This window comes from uncultured Kocuria sp., from assembly GCF_947500125.1.
In the GTDB taxonomy this organism is placed as follows: Bacteria; Actinomycetota; Actinomycetes; order Actinomycetales; family Micrococcaceae; genus Kocuria.
In genome coordinates, this window is sequence record NZ_CANMRA010000017.1 from 16,077 (window position 1) to 40,907 (window position 24,831).

At 74.2% G+C, this 24,831-nt stretch carries 23 protein-coding genes; 7 read left to right on the forward strand and 16 right to left on the reverse strand.

Annotation, left to right across the window (positions count from 1 at the left end; translation table 11 throughout):
* Positions 1 to 47: 47 nt before the first annotated feature.
* The 5 genes from Q0817_RS12100 to Q0817_RS12120 all read right to left on the reverse strand — a co-directional run bounded on the left by Q0817_RS12100 (position 48) and on the right by Q0817_RS12120 (position 3,145).
* A complete protein-coding gene (locus Q0817_RS12100) occupies positions 48 to 878 on the reverse strand; it encodes an FAD:protein FMN transferase (protein ID WP_298587790.1) in 831 nt (276 codons plus the stop codon).
* Entirely contained in the window at positions 875 to 1,093 is a 219-nt protein-coding gene (locus tag Q0817_RS12105) for a hypothetical protein (protein WP_298587793.1), read from the reverse strand. The genes Q0817_RS12100 and Q0817_RS12105 overlap by 4 nt, the downstream gene beginning before the upstream one ends.
* A gap of 93 nt (positions 1,094 to 1,186) precedes the next feature.
* On the reverse strand, positions 1,187 to 1,600 hold the full coding sequence (locus tag Q0817_RS12110) for a hypothetical protein (RefSeq protein ID WP_298587796.1): 414 nt from the start codon (positions 1,598 to 1,600) through the stop codon (positions 1,187 to 1,189).
* 242 nt (positions 1,601 to 1,842) lie between these two features.
* Entirely contained in the window at positions 1,843 to 2,208 is a 366-nt protein-coding gene (locus Q0817_RS12115; protein ID WP_298587799.1) for a hypothetical protein, read from the reverse strand.
* A 256-nt stretch (positions 2,209 to 2,464) separates the two neighbouring features.
* Complete coding sequence (locus Q0817_RS12120; protein ID WP_298587802.1) at positions 2,465 to 3,145, reverse strand: YqjF family protein; 681 nt, start codon at positions 3,143 to 3,145, stop codon at positions 2,465 to 2,467.
* A 363-nt stretch (positions 3,146 to 3,508) separates the two neighbouring features.
* Between Q0817_RS12120 and Q0817_RS12125 the strand changes: the two genes are divergently transcribed.
* A complete protein-coding gene (locus Q0817_RS12125; protein WP_298587805.1) occupies positions 3,509 to 4,387 on the forward strand; it encodes a serine hydrolase in 879 nt (292 codons plus the stop codon).
* A 16-nt stretch (positions 4,388 to 4,403) separates the two neighbouring features.
* On the opposite strand, the gene Q0817_RS12130 is transcribed toward Q0817_RS12125, so the two are convergent.
* Positions 4,404 to 6,116: an ABC-F family ATP-binding cassette domain-containing protein gene (locus tag Q0817_RS12130; RefSeq protein WP_298587808.1), complete on the reverse strand. Its 1,713-nt coding sequence runs from the start codon at positions 6,114 to 6,116 to the stop codon at positions 4,404 to 4,406.
* A 313-nt stretch (positions 6,117 to 6,429) separates the two neighbouring features.
* Between Q0817_RS12130 and Q0817_RS12135 the strand changes: the two genes are divergently transcribed.
* Together Q0817_RS12135 and Q0817_RS12140 are read left to right on the forward strand one after the other, a co-directional pair.
* Positions 6,430 to 7,389 (forward strand): helix-turn-helix domain-containing protein, encoded by a 960-nt coding sequence (locus tag Q0817_RS12135; protein ID WP_298587811.1) that lies wholly within the window; start codon positions 6,430 to 6,432, stop codon positions 7,387 to 7,389.
* A gap of 6 nt (positions 7,390 to 7,395) precedes the next feature.
* The gene (locus Q0817_RS12140; RefSeq protein WP_298587814.1) at positions 7,396 to 8,358 is read left to right on the forward strand and encodes a helix-turn-helix transcriptional regulator; all 963 of its coding nucleotides are present in this window, start codon (positions 7,396 to 7,398) and stop codon (positions 8,356 to 8,358) included.
* Between the two features lie 73 nt (positions 8,359 to 8,431).
* Here Q0817_RS12140 and Q0817_RS12145 read toward each other — a convergent pair whose 3' ends face one another.
* The 6 genes from Q0817_RS12145 to Q0817_RS12170 all read right to left on the reverse strand — a co-directional run bounded on the left by Q0817_RS12145 (position 8,432) and on the right by Q0817_RS12170 (position 15,392).
* Positions 8,432 to 10,195, reverse strand: a complete 1,764-nt coding sequence (locus Q0817_RS12145) for an FAD-dependent oxidoreductase (protein ID WP_298587817.1) — start codon at positions 10,193 to 10,195, stop codon at positions 8,432 to 8,434.
* 128 nt (positions 10,196 to 10,323) lie between these two features.
* A complete protein-coding gene (locus Q0817_RS12150) occupies positions 10,324 to 11,166 on the reverse strand; it encodes a sugar phosphate isomerase/epimerase (RefSeq protein ID WP_298587820.1) in 843 nt (280 codons plus the stop codon).
* 297 nt (positions 11,167 to 11,463) lie between these two features.
* Entirely contained in the window at positions 11,464 to 12,360 is an 897-nt protein-coding gene (locus Q0817_RS12155; protein ID WP_298587823.1) for a LysR family transcriptional regulator, read from the reverse strand.
* Between the two features lie 105 nt (positions 12,361 to 12,465).
* Positions 12,466 to 13,968 carry a tripartite tricarboxylate transporter permease gene (locus Q0817_RS12160; protein WP_298587826.1) on the reverse strand — a complete coding sequence of 501 codons (1,503 nt, stop codon included), beginning with the start codon at positions 13,966 to 13,968 and terminating at the stop codon, positions 12,466 to 12,468.
* Positions 13,965 to 14,420, reverse strand: a complete 456-nt coding sequence (locus Q0817_RS12165; protein WP_298587829.1) for a tripartite tricarboxylate transporter TctB family protein — start codon at positions 14,418 to 14,420, stop codon at positions 13,965 to 13,967. The genes Q0817_RS12160 and Q0817_RS12165 overlap by 4 nt, the downstream gene beginning before the upstream one ends.
* A 33-nt stretch (positions 14,421 to 14,453) precedes the next feature.
* The gene (locus tag Q0817_RS12170; RefSeq protein ID WP_298587832.1) at positions 14,454 to 15,392 is read right to left on the reverse strand and encodes a tripartite tricarboxylate transporter substrate binding protein; all 939 of its coding nucleotides are present in this window, start codon (positions 15,390 to 15,392) and stop codon (positions 14,454 to 14,456) included.
* A 262-nt stretch (positions 15,393 to 15,654) separates the two neighbouring features.
* Between Q0817_RS12170 and Q0817_RS12175 the strand changes: the two genes are divergently transcribed.
* On the forward strand, positions 15,655 to 16,416 hold the full coding sequence (locus Q0817_RS12175) for an IclR family transcriptional regulator (RefSeq protein WP_298587835.1): 762 nt from the start codon (positions 15,655 to 15,657) through the stop codon (positions 16,414 to 16,416).
* A gap of 85 nt (positions 16,417 to 16,501) precedes the next feature.
* Positions 16,502 to 17,377: a shikimate dehydrogenase gene (locus Q0817_RS12180; RefSeq protein WP_298587838.1), complete on the forward strand. Its 876-nt coding sequence runs from the start codon at positions 16,502 to 16,504 to the stop codon at positions 17,375 to 17,377.
* Between the two features lie 54 nt (positions 17,378 to 17,431).
* On the opposite strand, the gene Q0817_RS12185 is transcribed toward Q0817_RS12180, so the two are convergent.
* Positions 17,432 to 18,127, reverse strand: a complete 696-nt coding sequence (locus Q0817_RS12185; protein ID WP_298587841.1) for an SCO1664 family protein — start codon at positions 18,125 to 18,127, stop codon at positions 17,432 to 17,434.
* A gap of 10 nt (positions 18,128 to 18,137) precedes the next feature.
* Positions 18,138 to 18,782 (reverse strand): MSMEG_4193 family putative phosphomutase, encoded by a 645-nt coding sequence (locus tag Q0817_RS12190; protein WP_298587844.1) that lies wholly within the window; start codon positions 18,780 to 18,782, stop codon positions 18,138 to 18,140.
* A gap of 132 nt (positions 18,783 to 18,914) precedes the next feature.
* Here Q0817_RS12190 and Q0817_RS12195 point away from each other — a divergent pair, with 132 nt between their 5' ends.
* Positions 18,915 to 20,354, forward strand: coding sequence for an AAA family ATPase (locus Q0817_RS12195; RefSeq protein WP_298587847.1), 1,440 nt, complete (start codon positions 18,915 to 18,917; stop codon positions 20,352 to 20,354).
* Between the two features lie 148 nt (positions 20,355 to 20,502).
* Positions 20,503 to 22,491 carry a VWA domain-containing protein gene (locus tag Q0817_RS12200; RefSeq protein ID WP_298587850.1) on the forward strand — a complete coding sequence of 663 codons (1,989 nt, stop codon included), beginning with the start codon at positions 20,503 to 20,505 and terminating at the stop codon, positions 22,489 to 22,491.
* Between the two features lie 144 nt (positions 22,492 to 22,635).
* On the opposite strand, the gene Q0817_RS12205 is transcribed toward Q0817_RS12200, so the two are convergent.
* Positions 22,636 to 23,730 (reverse strand): DUF808 domain-containing protein, encoded by a 1,095-nt coding sequence (locus Q0817_RS12205; protein WP_298587853.1) that lies wholly within the window; start codon positions 23,728 to 23,730, stop codon positions 22,636 to 22,638.
* Between the two features lie 168 nt (positions 23,731 to 23,898).
* Positions 23,899 to 24,828, reverse strand: coding sequence for an ornithine cyclodeaminase family protein (locus tag Q0817_RS12210; protein WP_298587856.1), 930 nt, complete (start codon positions 24,826 to 24,828; stop codon positions 23,899 to 23,901).
* Positions 24,829 to 24,831: the final 3 nt, after the last annotated feature.

Consider the following 24,831-nt stretch of genomic DNA (forward strand, 5'->3'; position numbering starts at 1 on the left):
GGTGCTCACCGCCTCCACCCTAGCCATCGGCCGGGCCGGGCGTGGACTCAGCCGGTGCGGTGCCGCTCCCGGCCGACCGACCACGCGGTGTCCGCGGGGGCGGGGTCCACCGCCCAGGCCGACCAGTCGTCCAGGCCGGTGAACCAGCGGGCCCCCTCCCGGCCCGCGACCACGAGCGCCGTGGCGAGCACCCCGGCCAGCCGTGCGTCCGGGCCCACGACCGTCGCGGACCGGGCGCCCGCGGCGGGCCGGCCCGTGCGCGGGTCGACGATGTGCGCCGGGCGCTCGTAGGTGCCCGAGGTCGACACCGCGCCGTCGCCGGGCAGCACGGTCCACGTGACGGCACCGGCGTCGTCGGGGTGACGGATCCCGACCGTCCAGGGCTCCCCGGGGGCGGCGGACCCGCGGGTCACGACGTCCCCGGCGGCCTCGACGCAGACGTTCGCGCACCCGGCGCGGACCAGGTCGTCGGCGATCCGTTCCGCGGCCCACGCCGTGACGTAGCCGGAGGGGTCGAAGCCGCCGCGCACGGCCCACGGGTCGAAGCAGCCGTCGGTCAGCTCCCGGCCCTCCCGGCAGCGCTGGAGCACGTCCAGCACGGCGCCCTGGGCGGCGTCCCACCGGCTGAGCCGGCGCTCGTCCAGCAGACCGGACCGGAGCGCCGTCACGAGCGAGTCGGGGCGGTAGGTGGAGAAGACGGCGTCGACCCACTGCATGTTGGCCACGGCCGTGTCCAGCGCGTGCTGCACGGCGCGCTCGGGCGGCAGGCCCTCCTCGCCGGCGCGGACGTCGACGGTCACGGAGGTGCCCCAGATCATCTCCCGGTGGCGGTGCCACCGGCCCTCGGGGCGGCGCAGCTCGACGGCGGGGGCGCTCACAGCCCGGCCCTCTCGAGCAGCTCCCGGCAGGCCGTGCGGTAGCCCTGCACGGCGGGGTCGGCTCCGCTCACGACGTCGACCCGCGCCGGCCGTCTCGTGAGGGTCTCCTCGTGGAGGACGGGGACGGCGCGGTCGTCGAGCCGCTGCGGGGGGCGTGGGGGGAGGTCTGTGCGATCGATGCCTTCGACTATAGATCTGGGGGTGGTCCCGGGCACTGGACTTTCGGACAGAGTTCCCCGGCCGGGTGCGGGGCGCGGAACGGCCCCGTCCCTGCGCCGGCGCTGGGACGGGGCCGTTCCGCGGTCCTGCTAGTCGGTGATCTCGATGACCTGCAGCGGCAGGTTGGTGCCCGTCCCGCAGAACTCGGTCTGGCACTCCTGGATGAACCCCGAGAGCACGGCCGGCCCCTCGTCGAAGGCCATGTTGAAGGCCACGGCCTGGTAGTCCAGCTCGACCTCGCCGCCCTCGCAGACCCACTGCTTGAAGTAGCTGCCGTTGGCGATCCGCCCCTCGGAGACCCGCTGGGTCACGTTGAGGGAGACGAAGATGTTGGTTCCCGCCGTGCAGGACACCGTGTAGGTGCCCTCGACGGCCGCCCCCTCGGCGAGCCGCGTGGCGTTGCTGATGTCGTAGATCTCCATCGCCTGCGCCGGTGCGGCGGCGACGAGGCCGACTCCTGCGGCGAAGGCGGCGGCCGTGACTGCCCTGGTGGTTCTTCTCATGGTTCTGTCCCATCCGGTGGAGAAGCGAGGACCGCTTCGCGACTGGTGCCGGCCCGCGGCGCGGTCCCCCGAACGCCCACGAGCCCCGTGTCTGGTGCGACGTCACCAACGTAGGCGCAGGTCAGGGGTCATCGGCCACCGTGCGCGAAGATGACGGACACGATTCGGACACGGACACGGACCCGGACCCGGACGCGGACCCGGTGCCCGGCGGGCGGGCACCGGCGCGGGACGGGCGCCGCTCAGAACGCGTCGTCGATGGGCACCGGGCGGCCCTGCCGGTCCAGGTAGTAGACCCCCAGAGTCTCCGGCGCCTCGTCGGCGAGATCCTCGGGGGGCGCCGCCAGGAGCGGATCGCCGTCCTCCCGGGCGCCCACCGCGAGCGCGCCGGCGGCCACGAGCAGCAGGAGCACCACCGCGACCAGTGGTCCCACCGGCACGGCACGGACGAGGACGGCCAGGACGAGGGTCAGCGCGAGGAGCAGGAGCAGGACGCCGGTCGCCGCCGGCTCGAACGCGCGGGCTGCGCGCGGCGTCCCCGCAGCGGCCGGGGACTGCCCGGAGAACTCCGGCAGCTGGGGCAGCTCGGGAACGAGTGGGGTGGTCACGGCAGGCCTTTCGCGTCCGGCTCTCCCCGGAGACAGGGTCCCGATGGCGAGCGGCTCCGGGAGCGACCTCGACCGGGGGGTCCCCCGGTCGCTCCCGCGGGAGTTGCTCCCAGCCTGGACCTCCGCACGCTCCGGGGCCTGCCCACTCTTGTGGGGCTGGTGGCACCCGATACCGGCGTTCCGGCGCGGAGGGGTGCGGGAGCCGGTCCGGCTCAGCGGGCGGGAACGGCTCTGCCGACGGGCCCGGCCCGGCGGGTCACGGGTGCCGCACCGTCCGGGGGCGCCCGATCCGGGTCCGGACGCCCGGCGAGAACAGCACCGACTCAGGCGGGCCGCCGACGTCGAGGCCGGCCGAGGCCAGCAGCCCGTCCTCGAGGTGCGTGACCGTGGCGGGGTGCAGCGGCCACGGCTCGTGCGAGATGGGGACGTACGCCGTCCGGCCGGCGAACCGGCTGTGCAGACCGAAGCGCGCGGTGAGCTCCACCGACAGCTCGTCCTCGGCCAGGGCGGCGCGGTCCGGGCGCACGGCGAACGAGGACCGCGTCCGTCCGCGGCGCCGTTCCACGTCGTAGCCGTAGCCCGGGTCCGCCCCGTCGGTGACGACGGCCCGGCACCGCGACCACACGTAGGGGATGCCGGCGGCACGGGCGCCGAGGACCACCGCGAGCCGCGGGGCGTCGAGGGACAGGAACACCACCCCGCGCGTGCCGTCCCGCTCGCGCGAGTACAGGCGCACGTTGATCTCGGGGAAGCTCCCGAGCCAGGGCAGGGGCACCGCGGCGCCGAGCCGGATCCGGTGCATGCGGAACCCGACGAGACCCACCCAGGCGGAGCCGTCGACCACGTCGGCCCGGACCCCCGGCGGCATGCGCGCCGCCGCCGCGGCCACGGGGATCCGCCAGTGCAGGAGGACGGCGTCCTCCCAGCGCTGGTCCATCAGGTGGGGACGGGGCAGCCCCGGCGCCGCCGGCCAGGGGCCCGCCGGCTCGGCCGCCGTCGTCCTGCTCAGCGGGATCCTCGCCTTCTGCGGGGCTCTCGCCCTCGGTCGTGGCGTCGTCGCCACCGGTTCTCGCCCGCCACCGCCGCCATGGCCCCTCCTCGCTGGTTCCGCACGGACCATCACAGGCAAGCACGCGTCCCGGACCGGTGCAACGGACCGGTGCCATAGAGGGGACAGGATTGACGGAACATGTTCGGACGATTCCCAGGGCGGCGCCGGTACGGTCGAGGTCGGGACCGGCGCCGTCCGCCGGGGCGTTCCGCCCAGCGTTCCCGTCCGTCCGGGAACGAAAGGCCCACCGTGCGCACGAGCTCTCGAGAGGCCCGAACCGGCCGCACCGCGGTGCTGGGCCTCGCCCTCGTCCTCCTGCTCGGCGCCTGCGGCGGGACCGGGGAGGTGACGACCGCCGCCCCGACGGCCGAGGCCGCCGCCGTGGACCTGGAGCGGAGCCTGGAGGATCTCGCCGACGAGGTGCCCGGGGAGCTCGGGGTCGTGCTGCTCGACCCCGAGGGCCGGGAGGTGGTGGCCCGCGAGGCCGACCGTCCGTTCACGAGCGCGAGCCTCTACAAGCTCTTCCTCGCCCACGCGGTCCTCGACGAGGTCGAGCGGGGCGCCCTCGCCCTCTCGGACGCCGTGCCGGAGCTGGGCCTCACGGTCGAGCAGGCCCTCGACGTGATGATCAGCTGGTCGGACAACGCCTCCGGCGCCGCACTGGGCCGGTGGCTCGGGTGGACGGACGTCGAAGCCTTCGCGCACGAGCAGGGCTTCGAGGCCACCACGTTCGACCCCGGCACCGGGTCCGAGGACATCGTGGCGATGACCACCACCCCCGACGACGTCGCGGACTTCCTGGACCGCCTGCGCCGGGGCGAGCTGCTCTCCGGCTCCTCCACCGCCCTGCTCCTCGGGTACCTCGAGGAGCAGCACCTCGACTACGCCCTGTCCACGGGCTTCTCCCCGGACGTCGCGTTCGCGCACAAGACCGGTCTGCTGCAGGACGTCTCGCACGACGCCGGGATCGTCGAGCTCGGCGGCCACGACTACGTCGTCGCCGTGCTGACCGACGGGTGGTCCGACTACGAGGAGTCGGCGCCCTGGTTCGGGGACGCCGGACGGGAGATCGAGGCGTACGTGCGCGAGGACGCCGCCGCCTCTCCCCGCCCGGCGGCGGCACCGTAGCCGGGCGCCGGGGCCCTCAGTCCGTCCCGGGCCGCACCGGGAGGACCCGGCCCCGCCAGCGCCGCCGGGCCCACCGGTCGTGCGTGGCCAGCACCACCGTGCCCGGGAAGTCCTCCAGGGCCCGCTCGAGCTCCTCGGCCAGGGCCAGCGACAGGTGGTTGGTGGGCTCGTCCAGGAGGAGCAGCGGGGCGGGCTCCGCGACCAGGGCCGCGAGCGCGACCCTCCGCCGCTGCCCGGGGGAGAGCTCCCCGAGGGGCCGGGCGGCCTCGCCGTCCCGCAGCAGACCCAGCTCCTCCAGCGTCGGGGCACGGTCCCCGGCGCGCAGCCGGGAGCGGAAGGCCGCCTCGGCCGTGCACGTCAGGTCCGGCCAGGAGTCGTCCTGGGCCAGGCGGCCGACGACGACGGAGCCCTGCCGCTCCACGGCCCCGCCGTCCGGGCACAGCTCCCCCGCCAGCACGGCGAGCAGCGTCGACTTCCCGGCGCCGTTCGGGCCCTCGACCAGCAGCCGGTCCCCGGCGCGCAGCTCGAGATCGGTCGGCGCCAGACGTCCCGCGACCCGCACCCCGGTCAGCCGGACCAGCGGGTGGCCGGCGTCGAACGGGGCGACCGCGTCCCGGGCGAACCCCGCGAGGCGCAGGGGCTCCGGCGGGGCGCCCACCGCGGTGCGCTCGAGCTCGGCCAGCCGGTGGCGGGCCGAGCGCACCCGGCCGCCGACGGTCTTGGCGGCGCGGTCGCTGTAGAACTTCCGGGTGATCCGTCCCTCGGACTTCGGGGCCGTGGTGTGGAAGATCTCCCGGCCGGAGACCTCGGCGATCTCCTGCAGCCGCTCCCACTCCTGCGCCTGGGCGGTGAAGCGCTCGGCCCAGCGCCGGCGGGCGAGCTCCCGCTGCTCGAGGTAGGAGCTGTAGCCGCCCGTCGTGGAGGTGCCCTGCCGTGGCGGTCCTCCGGCGGACTCGTCGGGCCCCAGGGCGGGGTCGAGGTCGACGAGCCCGGTGGCCACGTCGTCCAGGAACCAGCGGTCGTGACTGGCCAGGAGCACCGGACCCCGCCAGGCGGCCAGCTCGCCCGCCAGGAAGTCGACGGCGTCGTCGTCGAGGTGGTTGGTCGGCTCGTCGAGCAGCAGCGCCGTGGGCCGGGCCAGCAGCAGGGCCGCGAGCGCGAGCCGGCGGCGCTGCCCGCCGGAGAGCTCACCGACCGGCCGGCCCCTCGGCAGCCGGGCCAGCCCGAGACCGCCCAGGACCGTCTCGACGCGGGCGTCGAGGGTCCACAGCCCGTGGCGCTCGGCGTCCCGCAGCACGGCGTCGTAGGCGTCCGCCGTCGCGGGGTCGTCGGGTGCCCGGGCGATCGCGGCGGCGAGCCCGGTCAGCCGGTGCTCCAGGGCGCGGACCTCTCCGACGGCCTGCTCGACGACCTGCCCCAGCGTGGTCGCGGCGGGGAGGTCGAGCTCCTGGTGGAGCAGCCCGGTGCGCTCGGGCCGGTGCACGGTGCCCGTGCCCGGCACCAGGAGTCCGGCGGCCACGTGCAGCAGCGTGGTCTTGCCGGCGCCGTTCTCCCCGATCAGGCCGATGCGCTCACCGGCGGTGACGGTCAGCGACACGTCGGTGAGGACCCGGCGGCCGGGGTGGCTGACGCCGATGCCGTCCAGGCGCAGGTGGACGGGGCGGCGCGGGGCGGCGGTCGCCGCCCAGGGAGCGGCGGAGGAGAAGGTGGAGGGGGAGGTGGAGGTCACGGTGCGGTCCTGTCGATGCTGGGGATCGGACCCGCCGGGCCGGTGCGGCACCGGATGCGCGGAGCCCCCTGGGCTCGGCTCGACGGTGCCGGCCGCGGACGCGGGCCGGGGCATCAGGACAAGAACATGGCCACCAAGCTACGCCCGCCCGGGCGCTGCGGGCAAGGGTCGCGCCGGCCGGGGCGCCCGCCCGTCGCGGATCCGGCGCGCGGGAAGCGGTGGGACGCTCTCCCGCGACCCGCCCGATCACGCCGCCCGCAACAGGGGGTACCTGATGTCGACTCCGTCCGCGCTCGCGCGTAGCCTGCGAACCATGGACTCCCAGGTGCGACGGTCGGTGTTCACCACCCGGGACCCGGCGGAGGGCATGGCGGTGCTCGACGAGGTCTTCGCCATCCGAAGCGTGCGCAGGGCCCCGGAGGGCGCGTTCGACATGCGACTGGCCGCGACCGGCCTCGGTCCCGTGGCGTACGAACGCGTGCGGCTGCGGGGCTCCTCGTGCGCCGGCCGGACGGACGGCGCCGACGTGCTGCGGGTGTGCCACGTGACGTCGGGCGTGCTGAGCGCCACCAGCGCCGGCGACCGCTTCCCCCGCACCGGGCCCTTCCTGTTCCCCCAGCGCACCTTCACCAGCTGCTGGGACGAGCTCGAGGCGATCACCGTGTCCCTGGACCCCGCGGCGGTGGAGGACCACGCCCGGCGGCTGCTGGGGGACGAGACGTTCCGGCTGGCGTTCGCGGGGACCCGCCCGATCTCGACCGCCATGACCCGGTACTGGCTGGGCACGGTCTCCCACCTGGCCCGCGACCTGCTGCCCGACGACCAGGCGATGAGCAGCCCCCTGCTCCGGTCCGAGGTCGCCCGCTCCCTCACCACCGCCCTGCTGCACGCCTTCCCCAGCACCTTCCTGACCCGCGGCGAGGCACCGGCCGGGCAGTCCCGTTCGGCGCCGGCGGGGGTGCGACGGGCGGTCGCCTTCATCGAGGAGCACGTGGACGCCGACATTGGCCCGGCCGACATCGCGGCGGCCGCCAGGATGAGCGTGCGCGGGCTCCAGGCGGCCTTCCGCCGGGAACTGGACACCACCCCCACCGCCTACCTGCGCGCCGCCCGGCTCGACGCCGTCCACCACGACCTGCTGGCGGCCGACCCCGTCACCGGCGCCACCGTGGAGGCGGTCGCCGCGCGCTGGGGCTTCGCCCACCGAGGACGCTTCGCCGCAGCCTACCGGGAACGGTACGGCCAGGCCCCGGCCACGACCCTGCGGAGCTGAGACGGGATGCCCCAGGAACCGGAGACCCCGATCGACCTGCACGTGGCGACCACCGACCCGGAGGTGGCCAACGAGGCGCTGCAGCAGGTCTACACCAGCGCGCGCATGGGCACGGTCGCCGACCGGTCCTCGTTCCTGTACCGCCAGGACGTGCACGGGGACGCCGACCTCAATCTGGGGCGGCTCACCTTCCGCGGCAGCATCGCCGGCCGGATGGTGCTGGACGAGGTCTTCTCGGTCGTCGTGCCGCGCGCCGGAGGCGTCGACTGGACGATCGACGGCCGGTCGGGCACCGGGCTCGGAGTGTTCCTGCTCCAGCCGGAGCAGGAGTACTACGGCGAGGTGGACCAGCTGCTGGTCGACTCGGTCAACATCGGCCTGACCACGATGCAGGAGACCGCCCGGTCGGTCTACGGGCACGAGACCCTCGAGGTCGCCTTCCACGACCCGCGCCCGCGGTCCCCCGCTCAGGAGAGGTACTGGAGGAGCACCTTCGCGTTCGTGCAGCAGGTCCTGGCCGATCCCGAGCTCTCCTCCCTCCCGCTGCTGCGCGCCGATCTGCGGCGGCGGATGGCGGTGGCGACCCTGGAGGCGTTCTCCCTCGCCGGGGACCCCGAGGCCCGGCGGGCGTCACCCGCCGGGCAGCACACGGCCTACCGGCGCGCCGTCGAGTACCTGCACGCCGCCGCGTCGTCGCCGATCACGGTCGAGGACGTCGCCCGCCACGTGGAGCTCAGCACCGTGGAGCTCACCCGGGCCTTCCGCTCCCACGCCGGGACCACCCCGGGCGCGTACCTGCGCGAGCTGCGGCTGGTGGCCGCCCACGACGACCTGGTGCGAGGGGACCCCGCCCGGGGCGACACCGTGCGCGGCATCGCCCGGCGCTGGGGCATGGCCCACCCCGGTGACTTCGCGCGCCGCCACCGGCAGGCCTACGGCGAGAACCCGGCCACCACGCTGCGCCGCTGAGCCGCACTGCGGACGCCCGTGCGGCGCAGGCGGGCCTGTCGACAGGGGGCCGCGTGGTGGTGCGGCGGACGGCTCAGGCGGGCTCGTCCTCGTACTCGGTGACGCCGGCGGCGTCCCGCCCGGCCACGTAGCCGAAGGTCAGGGCGGGGCCGAGGTTGATCCCACCGGCCGGGTAGTGGCCGCCCATGACGTTGACGTGGTCGCTGCCGGCCGCCCAGAGGCCGGGCACGGGCTCGCCGCGGCGGTCGAGCACCCGGGCGCGGGGGTCCGCGGCCAGCCCGGCGAAGGTGCCGAAGCTGCCCGGGACGATGCGCACGGCGTAGAACGGGCCCCGCTCCAGCGGGGCGAGGGACGGGTTGGGGCCCACCCGGGGGTCCCCGCCGCAGCGGTTGAACTCGGTCTCCCCGCGCCCGAAGTCGGGGTCCTCCCCGCGGCGGGCGTGCTCGTTGAACCGCCGCACGGTCTCCCGGAGGCCCACGGGGTCGATCCCGCACTCGCGGGCGAGCTCCTCGAGGCTGCGTCCCTTCTTCAGGTAGCCCGAACGCACGTAGGGGAACAGCGGGACGGGCCGGGGCTTGGCCATGCCCAGCGGGTATCGGCGCACGAAACGGGAGTCGGCGATCTGCCAGGCCTGCACGGGCTCGTCCTCCGGGGTGGCCCGGATCATGGCCGCCACGTAGTCGTGGTAGCCGTCGGCCTCGTTCACGAAGCGCCGGCCGTCGGCGCGCACCCCGATGCTGCCCGGCTTGGCGCGGTCCATGATGTGCGGGAACGTCCCGACCCGGCCGCTGCGGTAGGGCACGAGCGAGACCGGGCACCAGGCGGCGGGGGACGCGACGTCGGTCCGGAAGTCCGCACCGACCTGCTCGCCGAGCCGGATGCCGTCCCCGTCCGCCTCCCGCGGCGCCAGGGTCCGGTGCTCGCGGCCGGTGGGGGTGCGGGGGAACAGCGTCCGGCGCCGCTCGACGTCCTGCGGGAAGCCGCCCGCGGCCAGGACCACGCCGCGGCGGGCTCGGACGGTGCGCTCTCCGCCGGCGCCCTCGACGACGGCGCCCGTGACGCGTCCGGCCCCGTCGGTCACCAGCCGCCGCGCCGGGGTGGACACGCGGATCCGCACGCCGAGGTCGTCCGCGGACGTCAGCAGCCGCCCGGTCAGCGCGGTCCCGTTGACCAGCTGCATGTTCCGGCGGTGCACGAGCAGATCCAGGAGGTGCAGGCCGAAGCGCCGGGTGGCGTGGACCAGGCCGCGCGGGTCGCCCCGGGACGCGGAGAGGAACCCGGCGAGGTCGGGCCCCGCCATGATCCCCATGCCGAGGAACGACGTCTCGTAGAGCTGGTGGCGCATCAGGGCCCGGATCGCGGGGCGGATGCGGCGGGCGTTGATCGGCCGGGGCCCCACGGAGCGGTGGCCGGTGCCGGCGCCGGGGACCGTGCCGTAGACGTCCTTGATCCTCGCCCCCGGCACGAACTGCAGGGAGGTCCTCCCGGAGAAGAAGCCCACCATGTGCGGGGCGGCCTCCAGGAAGGCCTCGACCTTGTCCGCCCGGTAGTCCGCGCCGAGGCAGTGGCGCAGGTAGGTGCGGAAGAGCTCCCGGTCCTCGTCCACCCCGTCGGCCGCGGCGAGCGGGTTGCCGGGGGCCCACGCCCAGCCCCCGGACCAGGAGGTGGCCCCACCGCACACGGGGGCCCTCTCGACCACGAGGACGTCCAGTCCGTGGTGGGCCGCGGTGACGGCGGCCGAGAGCCCGCCGGCCCCGGAGCCGACGACCAGCAGGTCGCACTCCTCGGGGACCGGGCCGTGGCCGGCGTCGGCCGGGGTGTTCTGGTGGGGGTTCATGCTGCGTCTCTCTCCGGTGTCCGTGGGTCGGTGGGTGTCAGGGGTGGCTCAGTGGCCGTCCGCGTCCGGGTGCACGGGGGTGCCCGGGTCGGCGACGTCCCCGGCCGTGGTGGTGCGGGCGGTGCTGCTCATGCGGTGTCCCCCGGGCGGCCGGCGCGGGCGAGCACGGCCTGCGCGGCGTCGTGGAGGCGACGGGCCCAGCCCTGTTCACCGAGCTCGGCCAGGTGCCGCTCCGAGGGGGTCTCCACGCTCACGGGCACGTCCGGCGGGAGCGCGGCCACGAGCGCCGGGAGGTCGAGCTCCCCCTCCCCCGGGATGCCGCGCTCGGCGCGGGACTCGTGCACGAGGTCCTCCCGGGTGGCGGGGCGCCGCGCCGGGCCGTCGCACAGCTGGAGCATCTCGACGACGCCCGCGTGCTCACGCAGCTGCTCGGACGTCCCCCCGCCGCGGTGGAAGTGCAGGGCGTCCAGCACGATCCGGCAGCCGGCCCGCCGGGCGAGCTCCGCGGCGGCGGGCACGGAGCGGACCGCCTGGTAGGAGATCGGCTCGAGGGTCGGGACGACGCCGAAGGCGCGGCCGTCCTCGGTCATCCGGGCCAGGGTGTCAGCGGCGCGAGCGGTGTCCTCGTCCGCGCAGGCCACGGTCAGGGACGTGGCGCCCAGCGCCTGCCCGGCCTCCATCATCCGCAGCCAGGCCTCGCGCTGATCGGTCCCGTCGAGGAGCAGGAACTCGATGTCGCGCACCACGACCCCGGTGTCCCGCAGGCGGGCCAGGGTGGCCAGCAGCAGGGGCGAGCCCGGCGAGAGGTCGTAGGGGCGCTCGGCCGGGGTCACCGGGCGCACGCGCACCCCGATGAAGTCGAAGCCGGCCCCTGCGGCGACCAGCACCAGGTCCGGCGGGGCGGTGCCGACGAGGGAGAGCTGGGCCAGGCCGAGTCGGGGCCGGCCGGCGGGGGCCGCGGCGCCGGTCATCGTGCCGCCCCGGTCCCCGGCGCCGGGCGGTGCCGGTCGTCCGGGGTGCGTCCGGGCCGCGCAGCGCCGGGGTCCGGGACGGACGCCTCCGGAACGGGCGGGGCCGCGCAGCGGCTCGTGGTGTCGATGGCGCCCACGGGAGTGTTCCTTCCGGAGTCGGGGTGAGGGGTGCCCGCGCGGCCTGGGCCGACGTGATGCGGGGCACTCCTGACTCTCCCATCAGCACTGTGCCCCGTCCAACACAGAATTGGTCAATCACTGTGTGCTCAGAACACACAGTCTGGTTCCGGGCCGGTGTCAGTCCCCGGGTGTGGGCAGGACCTCCAGCGCCACGTCGAGCACCGCCCCGAGCACCCGGGAGGTGTTGCCGGCGGCCCACGCGAGAGCGTGGTCGTGGAAGCGCGGTGTCCCGGCGAGCGGCCGGAAGACCGAGCCGGCCGGCACGACGCCGGCCACGCCCTCGGTCACGATGCTCACGCCCACACCCGCCGAGACCAGGGTCATCATGATGAACGGGTCCGGCACCTCCTGGACCACGCGCGGGCGGAAGCCGCTGGCCGTGCAGGCGCGCAGGGCGCTGTCGTTGAGGGCGGAGCCCGAGAGGAGGGGCATGGTGATGAACGCCTCCTCGGCCAGCTCGCGGAGGTCCACGGCCGCACGCTCCGCGAGCCGGTGGTCGCTCGGCAGCACGACCCCCAGCCGCTCGCGGGCGATGCGTCGCGTCGCGACCGCTCCAGGGTTCAGCGGCAGCCCCACGAAGGCGAGGTCGAGCGTCCCGGCGACCAGGCGGTCGACCGCCTCTCCGGACATGACCCGCCCGACCAGGTGGAGCGAGATGTTGGGGTGCCGCTGGCGCAGAGCCCGTGCCAGCGGGGGCAGGGTGAGGTGGTTGAGGGCTCCGGAGAAGCCGATCGAGACCCGCCCGTAGACGCTGCCCGGCGCCGAGGTCGGAGCCTTCCGGGCCAGGCCGACCTCGTCGAGGATCCGGTAGGCGTGCGGGAGCAGGGCGCGGCCGGCGGCGGTGAGGTCCACGCTGCGGGTGCTGCGCTCGAACAGCTCGGCGCCCACGTCCTTCTCGAGCTTGCGGATCGTCTGGCTCAGGGGCGACTGCGCCATCCGCAGCCGGGTGGCGGCACGGCCGAAGTGCAGCTCCTCGGCCACGGCGACGAACGCCTCCAGCCACCTGATCTCCATGGTCCGCCACTGTACGACGTCCGGTCGGGGAGAAAACCTCCTGCCGGGTTCCGGGAGGAGGCGCCGGTGGCCCGGCGCCTCCTCCCGCGGCGGGCGGGACGGTGCTCAGACCTGGGTGATCTCGTCGTCCGGACGGGTGGTGCGGCGGCCGCGATGAGCCCGCCACAGCGGCACGGCCAGGGAGATCACCGCGAGCACCAGCAGCACGAACGGGATCGGCTCCAGGGCCCAGGCGAAGGTCCCTCCGGACTGGATCATTGCCAACCGGTAGTTGTCCTCGGCCAGGGGGCCGATGATGACCCCGATCAGGAACGGCGCGACCGGGTAGCCGCCCTTGGTCATGAGATAGCCCAGGACGCCGGCGATCAGCATCACGAACACGTCGAAGGGATTCGTGCGCACGGCGTACGCGCCGATGATCGACAGGACGAGCACGACCGGCCACAGCAGCATCGGCGGGATCCGGATGACCTGCGCCCACGCCCTGATCCCCACGGCCCCCACGAGCAGCAGAAAGGCGAACCCGAGGAAGATCGCGATGAACGACCCGTAGACCAGCTCCGGATCGGACTCGAACAGCTGCGGGCCCGGCCGCAGGCCCTGCACGAGCAGCGCCCCGATCAGCACGGCCGCGGCGGTGTTGCCGGGGATGCCGAGGGTCAGCGTCGGGACGAGACCGCCGACCTGGGCCGAGTTGTTGGCCGATTCCGCCGCGGCCACGCCGCGGGGCTCGCCCTTGCCGAAGTTCTCCTTGCCGTGCCGGGCGAAGCGACGGGTCTCGTTGTAGGCCACGTAGCCCCCGATGTCACCGCCGACCCCGGGCAGCGCGCCGATGAAGAAACCGGCCACGGAGGAGGCGACGGTCGTGGGCGCGATGGAGCGCAGCACCTTCTTCCCCAGCCGGAAGCTGCCCATCGAGGAGACGTGCTCGGTGCCGTGCATGCGCTCGATCTGCACGAAGGCCTCGGCGGCCCCGAACAGCCCCACGAGCAGCGGGATCAGCTCCACGCCACCGGTCAGCTCCGGGGTGCCGAAGGTGAACCGGCTGGCCCCGGAGATGCTGTCCAGCCCGACCATGGCCACGAGCACGCCCAGCGCGGCGCTGAGCACGCCCTTGACCAGGGAGTCCTCGCCCAGGGACGCGATGATGGTCAGCGCCACCACCGCCAGCGCGAAGTACTCGGCCGGCCCGAAGGTCAGCGCGAACTCCGCCACCGCGGGCGCGGAGAAGATGAGCATGACCGTGGCGATGAGGCCGCCGACCACCGAGGCCACCAGGGACACGGCCAGGCCCAGCCCGGCCTGCCCCTTCTGCGCCATGGGGTATCCGTCCAGGACGGTGGCCGCCGAGGCCGGTGTGCCCGGGGTCCGCAGCAGGATGGCCGGGATCGACCCGGCGTAGCAGGCACCGTTGTAGATGCCCAGCAGGAGCACCAGGCCGGGGAGCGGGTCCAGGGTGAAGGTGAACGGCAGGAAGATCGCGATCCCCACGGTCGCCGAGAGCCCGGGCATGGCACCGATCAGCACCCCCAGGAGGATCCCGAGCGGAATGAGGACCAGGACGGTGGGATCGAGGACGGCCTCGAACCCGGAGAACCATGCGGTCATATCGGCAACCCTCCCCACCCTGCCGTCGGCAGGGGAACGTCGAGCACGCTGCGGAACAGGTAGAACAGCCCCAGCGACACTCCCAGCGGCATGAGGACCAGCGTGAGCGGTTTCCGGGCCCCGAGCAGCAGCAGCTCGGCCAGCACGAAGACCACGGTGGTGATCACGAAGCCCAGGGTGTCGATGGCCAGGGCGTAGAAGAACAGCAGCGCCGCCGTGCCGAGGACGTGCCAGGCGATGACACCGCGCGGCATCCGCTCCCACTCCTGGGGCCGCAGCAGCGGCACGAGGGCCAGCACGCCGATCAGCACCGCGAGCATGCGGGGGAAGTAGCCGACCCCCGGGTCGAGGTCCTGGATCGGCGCCGGCAGCCGGCCGCTGTACACGTACACGAACACGGCCAGTCCCAGCAGCAGCAGACCGGCTATCCGGTCACCCAGTCGGGTGCTCATGGTCGGCCCCTCCCTCCGTCGGTCGCCGGCGGATCACTCTGCTTCGGCAACGATGCCCACCTCACGGATCACCTCGCCGTACTGCTCCGACATCTCAGCGAGGTACGCCTCGAACTCCTCCGGCGGCAGGTACGACAGGTTCAGGTTCTGCTCCTCCATGGCCTGCTGGAACTCCTCCGACTCGATGGCCGCGTGCAGGCACTCGTCCAGGGCCTGGACGCGCTCGTCGGGGGTCTCCGCGGGCACGGCGAGACCGAGGTGGGACGACGAGTTCCAGTCGATCCCGAGCTCCTGCAGGGTGGGGGTGTCCGGGAGGTCCTCGAGACGCTCGTCGGCGGCGACGGCGAGCGGACGCAGCCGGCCCGCCTCCACCTGGGAGACCGCTTCGTTGAGCACCACGGCCGTCATGTCGGCCTGGCCGCCGATGGTGGCCTGGACGGCCGCCGATCCGCCGTCGAAGGGCAGGTTCCGGAACTGGTCGGGCACTCCCGCGGCAAGCCCCAGCCCCGCCGCGGCGAGGTGGTAGACCGAGCCGGTACCGCTGGAAGCGGTCGAGATGGTCTCCCCGTTCTCCGCCGCCTCCAGGAGCTCCTCCATGGTCTGGTACGGGGAGTCGGCCGGCACGAAGTACACGTGCGGGTTGAGGGCGTAGCGCATCACGCCCTTGAGGTCGTCCGGACCGATGTCGGTGAAGCCGAGATCCTGCAGGTAGGCCACCTCGGTGGCCGTGGCGCCCACGGTGTACCCGTCCGGCTCCGCGTTGGCCGTGGCGGTGAAGCCCACGGCCCCGGCGCTGCCGGTCTGGTTGCTGGCGATGACGTCCGTGCCGCACGTCTCCTCGGCCGCCGACGCCATCTGCCGGACACTCACGTCGGTGCTGCCACCGGCGGAGTAGGGAATGATCATCTCGATGGTGTCCGAGGGGAACGCCTCCTCGCCCCCGCCCCCGCCGCACGCGGTCGTGGCCAGCACACCGACGGCGGCAACGGCAGCGCCGACCGCTCGGAGGGGACGCCTCCCGCCCACGGGGACGCGTCCACGCGTCGCGCTGTCGGAACCGTGGTTCTGATCCTGTGTCATTTCCTCTTCCTTCCAGAACGGGACGGCATCGGTGCTGACGGGACCACCCGTCCCGCACTCCTCGTCCACTACTTCCACATAATGAAAACGTCTGCTGTTTATTGGAATATCAGCATGAAGTGAGTCACACTGGGATGTCAAGGAGGAGGCAGAGATGGCGACAGAAGGTTCAGGGACCGTGGGCAAGGCCCTGGGGGTGCTCACCCTGCTGGGAGAGCACCCGCACGGGGCGACCGCCGCCGAGATCGCGGAGGAGGTCGACTATCCCTTCAGCACGGTGTACCGGTTGCTGACCACGCTGGTGCGCACCGGGTTCGCGGCCTACGACGCCCGCGAGAAGCGCTACCAGCTGGGCCTGCGGGTCTACCAGCTGGGGCAGAAGGTCGCCAGCGCCCACGGGTTCGAAGGGGCGGCGCTGCCGGTCCTGCAGCGGCTGACCGAGGTCACCGGGGAGAGCTCGGTGCTGCACGTGCGGGACGGCGACCACAGCCTGACGGTCCACAAGGTCGACGGGCCGCAGTTCCGCACCACCACCGACCCCGGGGACCTCAGCCCGTTGCACACCACCGCCTCGGGCAAGGTCCTGCTGGCCTTCGCCGACCGCGCGACCCGGGAGCACCTGCTGGCCACCCTCGAGCTGACCCCGCGCACCGAGCACTCCATCACCGACCGCGAGGAGCTCGCCCGGCAGGTGGAGCAGATCCGGGCCCAGGGGTGGGCCGGGCAGTCCGAGGAGAACGACATCGGCATGGTCGCCGTCGCCGCCCCGGTCCTGTCGGGCTCCAACCGGCTGATCGCGGCGGTCACCCTGGCCGCCCCGAAGTTCCGCGCCGATCTCGAGGACCTGCGCCGGCACCTGGCCCCCTTGCAGGACGCCACCGCCGAGCTCAGCGTGAAGCTGCCCCAACGACCGTGACCGGCCCCGCCCCTGCGCGGATGCCCACCACCCACCCCAGCAGCCACCGGCAGGGCAGTCCCTGCCCCGTTTCTAGAGGAGTTCCATGAGCACCCCGTCCGAGTCCTACCTGGTGGGCCTGATCGGTGAGGGCATCACCGCCAGCCTCTCCCCCGCCATGCACGAGGCGGAGGCCCGCCGGCACGGGCTGCACTACCTCTACCGGCCCATCGACCTGGAGGTCATCGACCGCCCCGCCACCGATGTGGGCGAGCTCCTGCGAGCGGGGCGGGACCTGGGCTTCAACGCCTTCAACATCACCCATCCCTGCAAGCAGCTGGTCCTGGAGCACCTGGACGAGGTCAGTCCGGCGGCGCGAGCACTGCGGGCCGTCAACACCGTGCTGATCCGGAACGGGCAGTTCATCGGCCACAACACCGACCAGTCCGGCTTCGCCGCCGGGCTGACCACTCAGCTGCCGGATGCGTCCAAGGAGCAGGTCGTGCAGATCGGCACCGGCGGGGCCGGCTCAGCAGTGGCCGCCGCCCTCCTCTCCAGCGGGACCCGCACGCTGCACCTGTTCGACATGGACCCGGAACGGGCAGCGGAACGAGCCGCAGCCATGACGGCGCTGTTCCCCGGCCAACGGGTCCACGCCGCCACCGCGGAGGAGCTGCCCGACCTCATCGGCGCCGCCGACGGTGTCGTCAACGCCACGCCCGTCGGCATGCACCATCACCCCGGGACCCCCTTCGACACCGATCTGCTCACCGGCTCGCAGTGGGTCGCCGATGTCATCTACCTCCCCGTGGACACGCAGCTCATCGTCGCGGCCCGCGCCGCCGGCTGCCAGGTCCTCGACGGCGGGCACATGGCCGTGGGCCAGGCCGTCGACGCCTTCCGGCTGATCACCGGCGTGGAGCCCGACCGGGCACGGATGCGGGCGCACTTCCTCGAGCTCGTCGCCGCCCGGCGGAACTGACCGCGCGGACCGTGTTCCCGCGGGGCCGCGGGGCCCGCCCGGTGCCCGCAGGACTCACAGGAGCGGCCAGGGGATCCGGCGGCCGGTGACGTCCACCGGCAGGACCGCCTCGTCGAGCAGCCGGCGCACCCGCCGCCGCAGCGCGGCCACCTCCGTGGCGTCGAGGAGGTCGGTGAGCTCGGCGGGGACGTCGTCGGCCAGAGGGGCGATGTCGCGGAGCAGGTCCTCGGGCACGGGCTCGCCGGAGAAGTCCCAGACGACGGTCCGCAGCTTGAACGCCGCCGCGAAGCACAGCCCGTGGTCGATCCCCCAGATCCGGCCGTCGGCCCCCCGCAGCACGTGGCCTCCCTTGCGGTCGGCGTTGTTGGCCACGAGGTCGAACAGCGCGATCCGGCGCAGGGCGTCGTGGGTGTCCGGGGCGGCGTCGTAGAGGGTGAAGTAGTGCTGCCGCGGGTCGTGCTCCACGAACCGCTGCAGGGACCCCGCCCCGAACGGGCCGTCCTGGCGCAGGACGGTGGGCGGGACGATGCCCCAGCCCAGGAACTCGCTCAGCACGTACGCGGCGCGCTCCCGCCGGTGCAGCCCCGGGCGGAAGTCGATCAGCGGCCGCTCGCCCTCCAGGGGCTTGTAGATCCCCCAGGCCGTCTCCTCCTCGAGCGTGACCTCGACGAGCAGCGCCGAGTTGCTGCTCTCCCGGATCAGTCCGAGGAGCTCGATCCGGCCCTCCGTCAGGAGCACGAGCTCGCCCATCAGCGTCCGCTCACGACACCCTCAGGCCGGCCAGCGGCTCGTCGGTGGAGTTCACCGTGAGCACGGCCGGCGCCTGTCCGGGGGCGTACGAGATCGCCGAGACCGAGCACGGGCTGACCACGATGCGCTGGAAGAGGTCCAGGTGCGTGCCCAGGGCGTGGGCGAGCGCCGCTTTGATGGGGTCTGCGTGCGAGAAGCAGACCACCACCCCGCCCTCGTGGGCCGCCCGCACCCGGTCGACGGCGCCGACCGTCCTGGCCTGCATCTCCGGGAAGCTCTCACCGCCGGGGAACCGGAAGGTCGAGGGCGCCCGCTGGACGGTCGACCAGGCCTTGAGCCGGGAGAGGCGGGAGAGCTCCTCGCCCGTCCACTCCCCGAAGTCGCACTCGAGCAGCCCCGGCTCCACGACCGCCTCCCGGCCGGTCCGCGCCTCGGTGGGCGCCGCGGTCTCGCGCGTGCGCTCGAGCGGGGAGGTGTAGAGCGCGTCGACGCGGACCCCCGCGAGCCGCTCCGCGAGCCGCTCCGCCTGGGCCCGGCCGCGCTCGGACAGGTGCAGACCGGGGGCCCGCCCCGGCAGGACCTTGCCCGTGGTGGGGGTCTCCCCGTGCCGCACGAGCAGGACGAGGGTGCTCCGTGGTGCCTTGCGAGTGACCATGATGCACCAGCGTACTGTCGGGGCCCCCGCGGCCACAGGGGCCGCCGTCGAACGCTCCTGTCGAGGACGCCGTCGACGACGCCGGAACCCTGCGCACGGGCACCCCCTTGACGCCGGGGTTAGGTTGGCGCTGTGACTGATCGGACCGATCACCCCGACATCCGCACGCTCGGCGAGCTCCGCGCCGCCCGCGTCGCCCACAGGACGCTGCGCGAGGAGATCCGCGAGAACCTCCTGCGCACGCTGGCCGAGGGCGGTGACCCCTGGCCGGGCCTGCACGGGCTCGGGCGCACCGTTCTGCCCCAGCTGGAGCGGGCCCTGCTCGCCGGTCACGACGTCGTGCTGCTGGGCGAGCGCGGCCAGGGCAAGACCCGCCTGTTGCGCACCCTCGCCGGCCTGCTCGACGAGTGGTCCCCCGCCATCGAGGGCTCGGAGCTCAACGAGCACCCGCTGGAGCCGCTGACCGAGGCGTCGCGGCGGCGGATCCTGCTCGAGGGCGACGAGCTGCCCGTGGTCTGGCGGCACCGCTCGGAGCGCTACGTCGAGAAGCTCGCCACCCCGGACACGTCCGTGGCGGACCTCATCGGGGACGTCGACCCGATGCGCGTCGCCGAGGGCCGGCGGCTCGGGGACCCGGAGACCATCCACTACGGGCTCGTGCCCCGCTCGCACCGCGGCATCGTGGCGATCAACGAGCTGCCCGACCTCGCCGAGCGGATCCAGGTGGCCATGCTCAACGTGATGGAGGAGCGCGACATCCAGATCCGCGGCTACGTCCTGCGGCTGCCGCTGGACGTGCTCGTGGTGGCCACGGCCAACCCCGAGGACTACACGAACCGCGGCCGGATCATCACGCCGCTCAAGGACCGGTTCGGCGCCGAGATCCGCACCCACTACCCGCTCGAGCTCGAGGACGAGATCGCCGTGATCCGCCAGGAGGCCGAGCTGATCGCCGAGGTCCCGGACACGATCCTCGAGACCCTGGCCCGGTTCACCCGCCTGCTGCGGGAGTCCTCCGCGGTCGACCAGCGCTCGGGGGTGTCGGCGCGGTTCGCGATCGCGGGCGCGGAGACGGTCGCGGCGGCGGCGCTGCGGCGCGCCACGATCCGCGGCGAGACGGAGGCCGTGGCGCGGATGGTGGACATGGAGACGGCCACCGACGTCCTGGCCGGCAAGATCGAGTTCGAGTCCGGCGAGGAGGGCCGCGAGCGCGCGATCCTCGACCACCTGCTCCGCCGGGCGACCGCCGAGACCGTCCGGGGCCGCTTCCGCGGCATCGACCTCGGACCGGTCGTGGAGGCCTTCGACGGCCGCACCACGGTGTCCACCGGCGACGACGTCTCCGCCCAGGACTTCCTCGCCGGGCTCCCCGAGCTGGCGGCGCCCGACGACCTGTCGGCCCCCGACGACGGCGATGACAGGGCCGGGACCACCTACGACGAGATCGCCGCGCGCCTCGGCGCGACCACGCCGGGACAGCGCGCCAGCGCGATCGAGCTGGCGCTCGAGGGTCTCTACCTGGCCCAGAAGATCTCCAAGGACGCCGACGAGGGCGGCACCGTCTACGGCTGACCGCCCCACCCGCGCGCCGGGGACGAGCGCCGCGCCGACCGCGCGACCACGACACAGCCACACAACGGCACAGCAACACAGCGACACCGCGACACCGCGACACCGCGACACGAAGACACAGGGCCGCAGAAGACACAGAGGGGGCGTCATGCCCGCACACCACCGGTCCTCGAGATACGGCCGGTACACCGGAGGACCCGATCCGCTGGCCCCGCCGGTGGACCTGGCCGAGGCGCTCGAGGCCGTCTCCGAGGACGTCATGGCCGGGTACTCGCCGGAGGAGGCGCTGCGCGAGTTCCTCCGGCGGGGCGGCCGCGGCCGGGACGGCCTCGACGACCTGTCCTGGCGCGTGCAGCAGCGGCGGCGCGAGCTCCTGAAGCGCCACAGCCTGGGCGGCACGCTCGAGGAGGCGAAGAAGCTGCTCGAGAAGGCGCTGCGCCTGGAGCGCGAGCAGTTCCTGCGGGACGCCCGGATGGACCCGATGGACCGCTCCTTCCGGGAGATGCAGCTCGACGGCCTGCCGAGCTCCACGGCCGCCGCCGTCAGCGAGCTCGCGTCCTACGACTGGCAGTCCGACTCCGCACGGGAGGCGTACGAGCAGATCAAGGACCTCCTCGGCCGCGAGATGCTGGACCAGCGCTTCGCGGGCATGAAGCAGGCCCTGGAGCACGCCACGGACGCCGACCGGGAGGCCGTGGCGGAGATGCTGCGGGACCTCAACGAGCTGCTCGAGAAGCACGGGCGGGGCGAGGACACCGACCAGGACTTCCAGGACTTCATGGCGAAGCACGGGGACCACTTCCCCGAGAACCCGCAGTCGGTCGAGGAGCTGATCGACGCCATGGCCCGGCGCGCGGCGGCGGCCCAGCGGATGCTGAACTCCATGTCCCCCGAGCAGCGCCAGGAGCTGATGCAGCTCTCCGCCCAGGCGTTCGGCTCCCCCGAGCTGATGGACCAGCTCGGCCGGCTCGACGCGAACCTGCAGGGGCTGCGTCCCGGGGAGAACTGGGGCGGATCGGAGGACTTCGGGGGTCAGGACGGACTGGGACTCGGCGACGGCACGGGCGTGCTGCAGGACATCGCCGAGCTCGACGCGCTGGCCGAGCAGCTGGCGCAGCACCACCGGGGCGCCAACCTGGACGACATGGACCTCGACGCGCTCGCGCGCCAGCTGGGCGACGACGCCGCGGTGTCGGCCCGGACCCTCGCCGAGCTGGAGCGGGCGATGCGGGACAGCGGCTACCTGCAGCGCGGCGCGGACGGCGACCTGCGGCTCTCGCCCCGCGCGGTGCGGCGGATCGGCAAGGCGCTGCTGCGGGACGCCGCCCAGAACCTGTCCTCCCGGAGCGGTCAGCGCGACACCCGCCTCGCCGGAGCGGCCGGCGAGCCCTCCGGCGCCACCCGGGAATGGCAGTTCGGGGACGCCGAGCCGTGGGACACCACCCGCACCATCACCAACGCCATCCGGCGCACGGCGGCCGAGGGCGGCGACGCCCGGCAGGGGCTGCGCCTCGACGTCCGGGACATCGAGGTGGCCGAGACGGAGGCGCGCACGCAGGCCGCCGTCGTCCTCCTCGTGGACACCTCGTTCTCCATGGCCGCCGAGGGACGCTGGGTGCCCATGAAGCGCACGGCCCTGGCGCTCCACCACCTCGTCTCCACGCGGTTCCGCGGGGACCAGCTGCAGATCGTCGCCTTCGGCCGCTACGCCCGCGCGCTGCCGGTCGACGAGCTCACGGGGCTGCCGCCGGTGCGGGAGCAGGGCACCAACCTGCACCACGGACTGCTGCTCGCCACGCGGTTCTTCCGCAAGCACCCGTCGATGCAGCCCGTCCTGCTCGTGGTCACCGACGGGGAGCCCACGGCGCACCTGCTGCCCGACGGCGAGAGCTGGTTTTCCTGGCCCACGGCGCCGGAGACCCTGCGCGCCACGGTCGAGGAGCTCGACCGGCTGGGACGCATGGGGGCGCAGGCGACGTTCTTCCGGCTCGGCGACGACCCCGGGCTGGAGCGGTTCCTGCGGCGGATGGCCGAGCGGATCGGCGGGCGCGTGGTGGCCCCGGACCCGGGGGACCTGGGCTCCGCCGTCCTGGACGAGTACCTCAGCGCCCGCGCCGGGGACCCCGACGACCTCTGACGCACGGCGTCGGCCGGTGAGGGGTGAGGTCGCGGGCCGCGTGCGACCCCCGGCGGCCCCGGTGGTCGGCAGGCCACGATCGGGGGCCGAGGACAGCGGGCCCGATCAGGGCCACGGACAGCGCGCCACGATCGGGGGCCGCGGTCACCGGGCCGCGGTGGAGCCCCCGTCGGCCGGAGGGGTGGGATCGGACGGGCCGGCCGGGGCGCCGCCGGACTCCCCCGGGGCGGCCGCGGCGGAGTGCTTCCCGTGCTGCTCGCCCTGCGCCTCGTGCGCGCCGTGGGCGGCGTGCTCGGCCTCGTGCTCGCCCTTGCCGAAGGGCAGCAGCTCCCACACCAGCACCAGGACGGCGCCCCAGGCGAGGCCCAGGACCGCGGAGAAGAAGGTGTTCGTGAGCCACGCGAGCGCCGCGCCGAGACCGCCGGGGACGGCGTCGTGCACGAGGACCTCGAGGTGGTGCACGGCCTCGTAGGGGGCGTGCCAGCCCAGCTCGTCGAGGCCCACGAGGATGATGTGCCCGCCCACCCAGAGCATGGCGGCGGTGCCCACGACCGAGATGACGGTGAGCAGTCCGGGCATGCCCTTGACCAGGCCGTGGCCGATCTTCTGCGTGGTCGGCGAGGACCGTTCGGCCAGGTGCAGACCGAAGTCGTCCATGCGGATGATCAGGGCAACCACCCCGTAGACCAGGACGGTGATGCCGATGGCCACGACCACCAGGATGGCCGCCCGGGAGAGCAGCGGTTCACCGGCCACCTCGTTGAGGGAGATGACCATGATCTCGGCCGAGAGGATCAGGTCGGTGCGCACCGCGCCCCCGACCATCGTGTCCTCCGCGTCCTTGCCCTTCTCCACCACGGGGGTCTTGGTCTTGGCCCCGTGGCCCGAGAGCTTGGACCAGATCTTCTCGGCGCCCTCGAAGCACAGGTAGCTGCCGCCGAGCATGAGGATCGGGGTCAGCAGCCACGGGGCGAACTGGCTCAGCAGCAGGATGACCGGGAGGATGAAGATCAGCTTGTTGCGGAACGAGCCCTTGGTGATGCGCCAGATGATGGGCAGCTCGCGCGCCGGGGAGACGTCCTGGACGTACTGCGGGGTCACGGCGGTGTCGTCCACGACGACGCCCGCCGCCTTCATGCTCGCCCGCCCCGCGGCCGCGCCGATGTCGTCCACGGAGGCGGCGGTGACGCGGGCCAGGGCGGCGACGTCGTCCAGCAGGGCGATCAGACCGCCGCTCATCGGAGGACCTCCGGCGCGGTCTCGGCAGGGGCGGGCGGCGCCGCGGTGGTGATCAGCATGTTGACAGAGTAGAGCTTCGAAGGCCCGGATGCTCCCGTGCGGGTCGAACGGGCCGGTGTCCCGCCGTTCCCGCCGGCGTCGGGTCGAGGTCCGGGCGCGGCGCGGGCCTCAGGCCTCCGGGTCCACGACGCCGACGGCGACGGCGAGGTCCTGCCAGGACATGCCCACGCCCTTGAAGACGTTGGGGGCGTCGTCGCGGCGGGCCACCGCCCCGGTGACCACGTCCCGCACCGGCACCAGGGCGTCCCCGGCGAGCGTCCCCTCCTCCACGGCCAGGACGACGTCGCCGGCCTCCCGCAGCGCCGTGGCGACGTCCTCGACCACCACCAGGGACCGGCCCATGAGACCGGCGTCCAGCTCGCGCCGGTCACTCTCGTGCGAGCCCATGGCCACGACGCAGGCGCCGTCGCGGACCAGGGAGCCGTCGAAGAGGGGTGCGGGCGCGGACGTCGCGCACACCACGATGTCGGCGCGGGCGACGTCGCCGGTCGTGCCGGCCACGATCTCGGGCCCCAGGGCGGAGAGCTCCTCGAGGACGGCACGGACCTTCCCGGGGCTGCGTCCGACCACCGTGACGCGGGCGAGGTCGCGGATCCCGGCGAACGCCCGGACGTGGCCGACCGCCTGCGGTCCCGTGCCGAGGACCACCAGGTGCGCGGCGTCCGGCGGCGCCAGGGCGTCGGCGGCCACGGCGGAGACGGCCGGGGTGCGCAGGGCCGTGAGGGCCGAGCCCTCCAGCAGCGCCCGGACGGTCAGGGTCGCGGTGTCCATCAGGACGTAGACCGCCTGGATCCGCGGCAGGCCCCGGGCCGGGTTGTCCGGGGCCACGGAGGCGACCTTGACACCGGTCCAGGCCGAGATCGTCGAGGGCATCAGCAGCAGGTGCCCGGATCCGGCCGGGGCGCTGGTCCGGGCCGGGTCCGTCGCGGGGTCGAAGCCCTCGACCAGGGCCTTCTGGATCAGCCGCCGGGCGCGGTCGGCCGGGACCCGTTCGGCGATCTGCGCGGCGGTGTACCAGGTGGGCTGGACGTCGTTCATCGG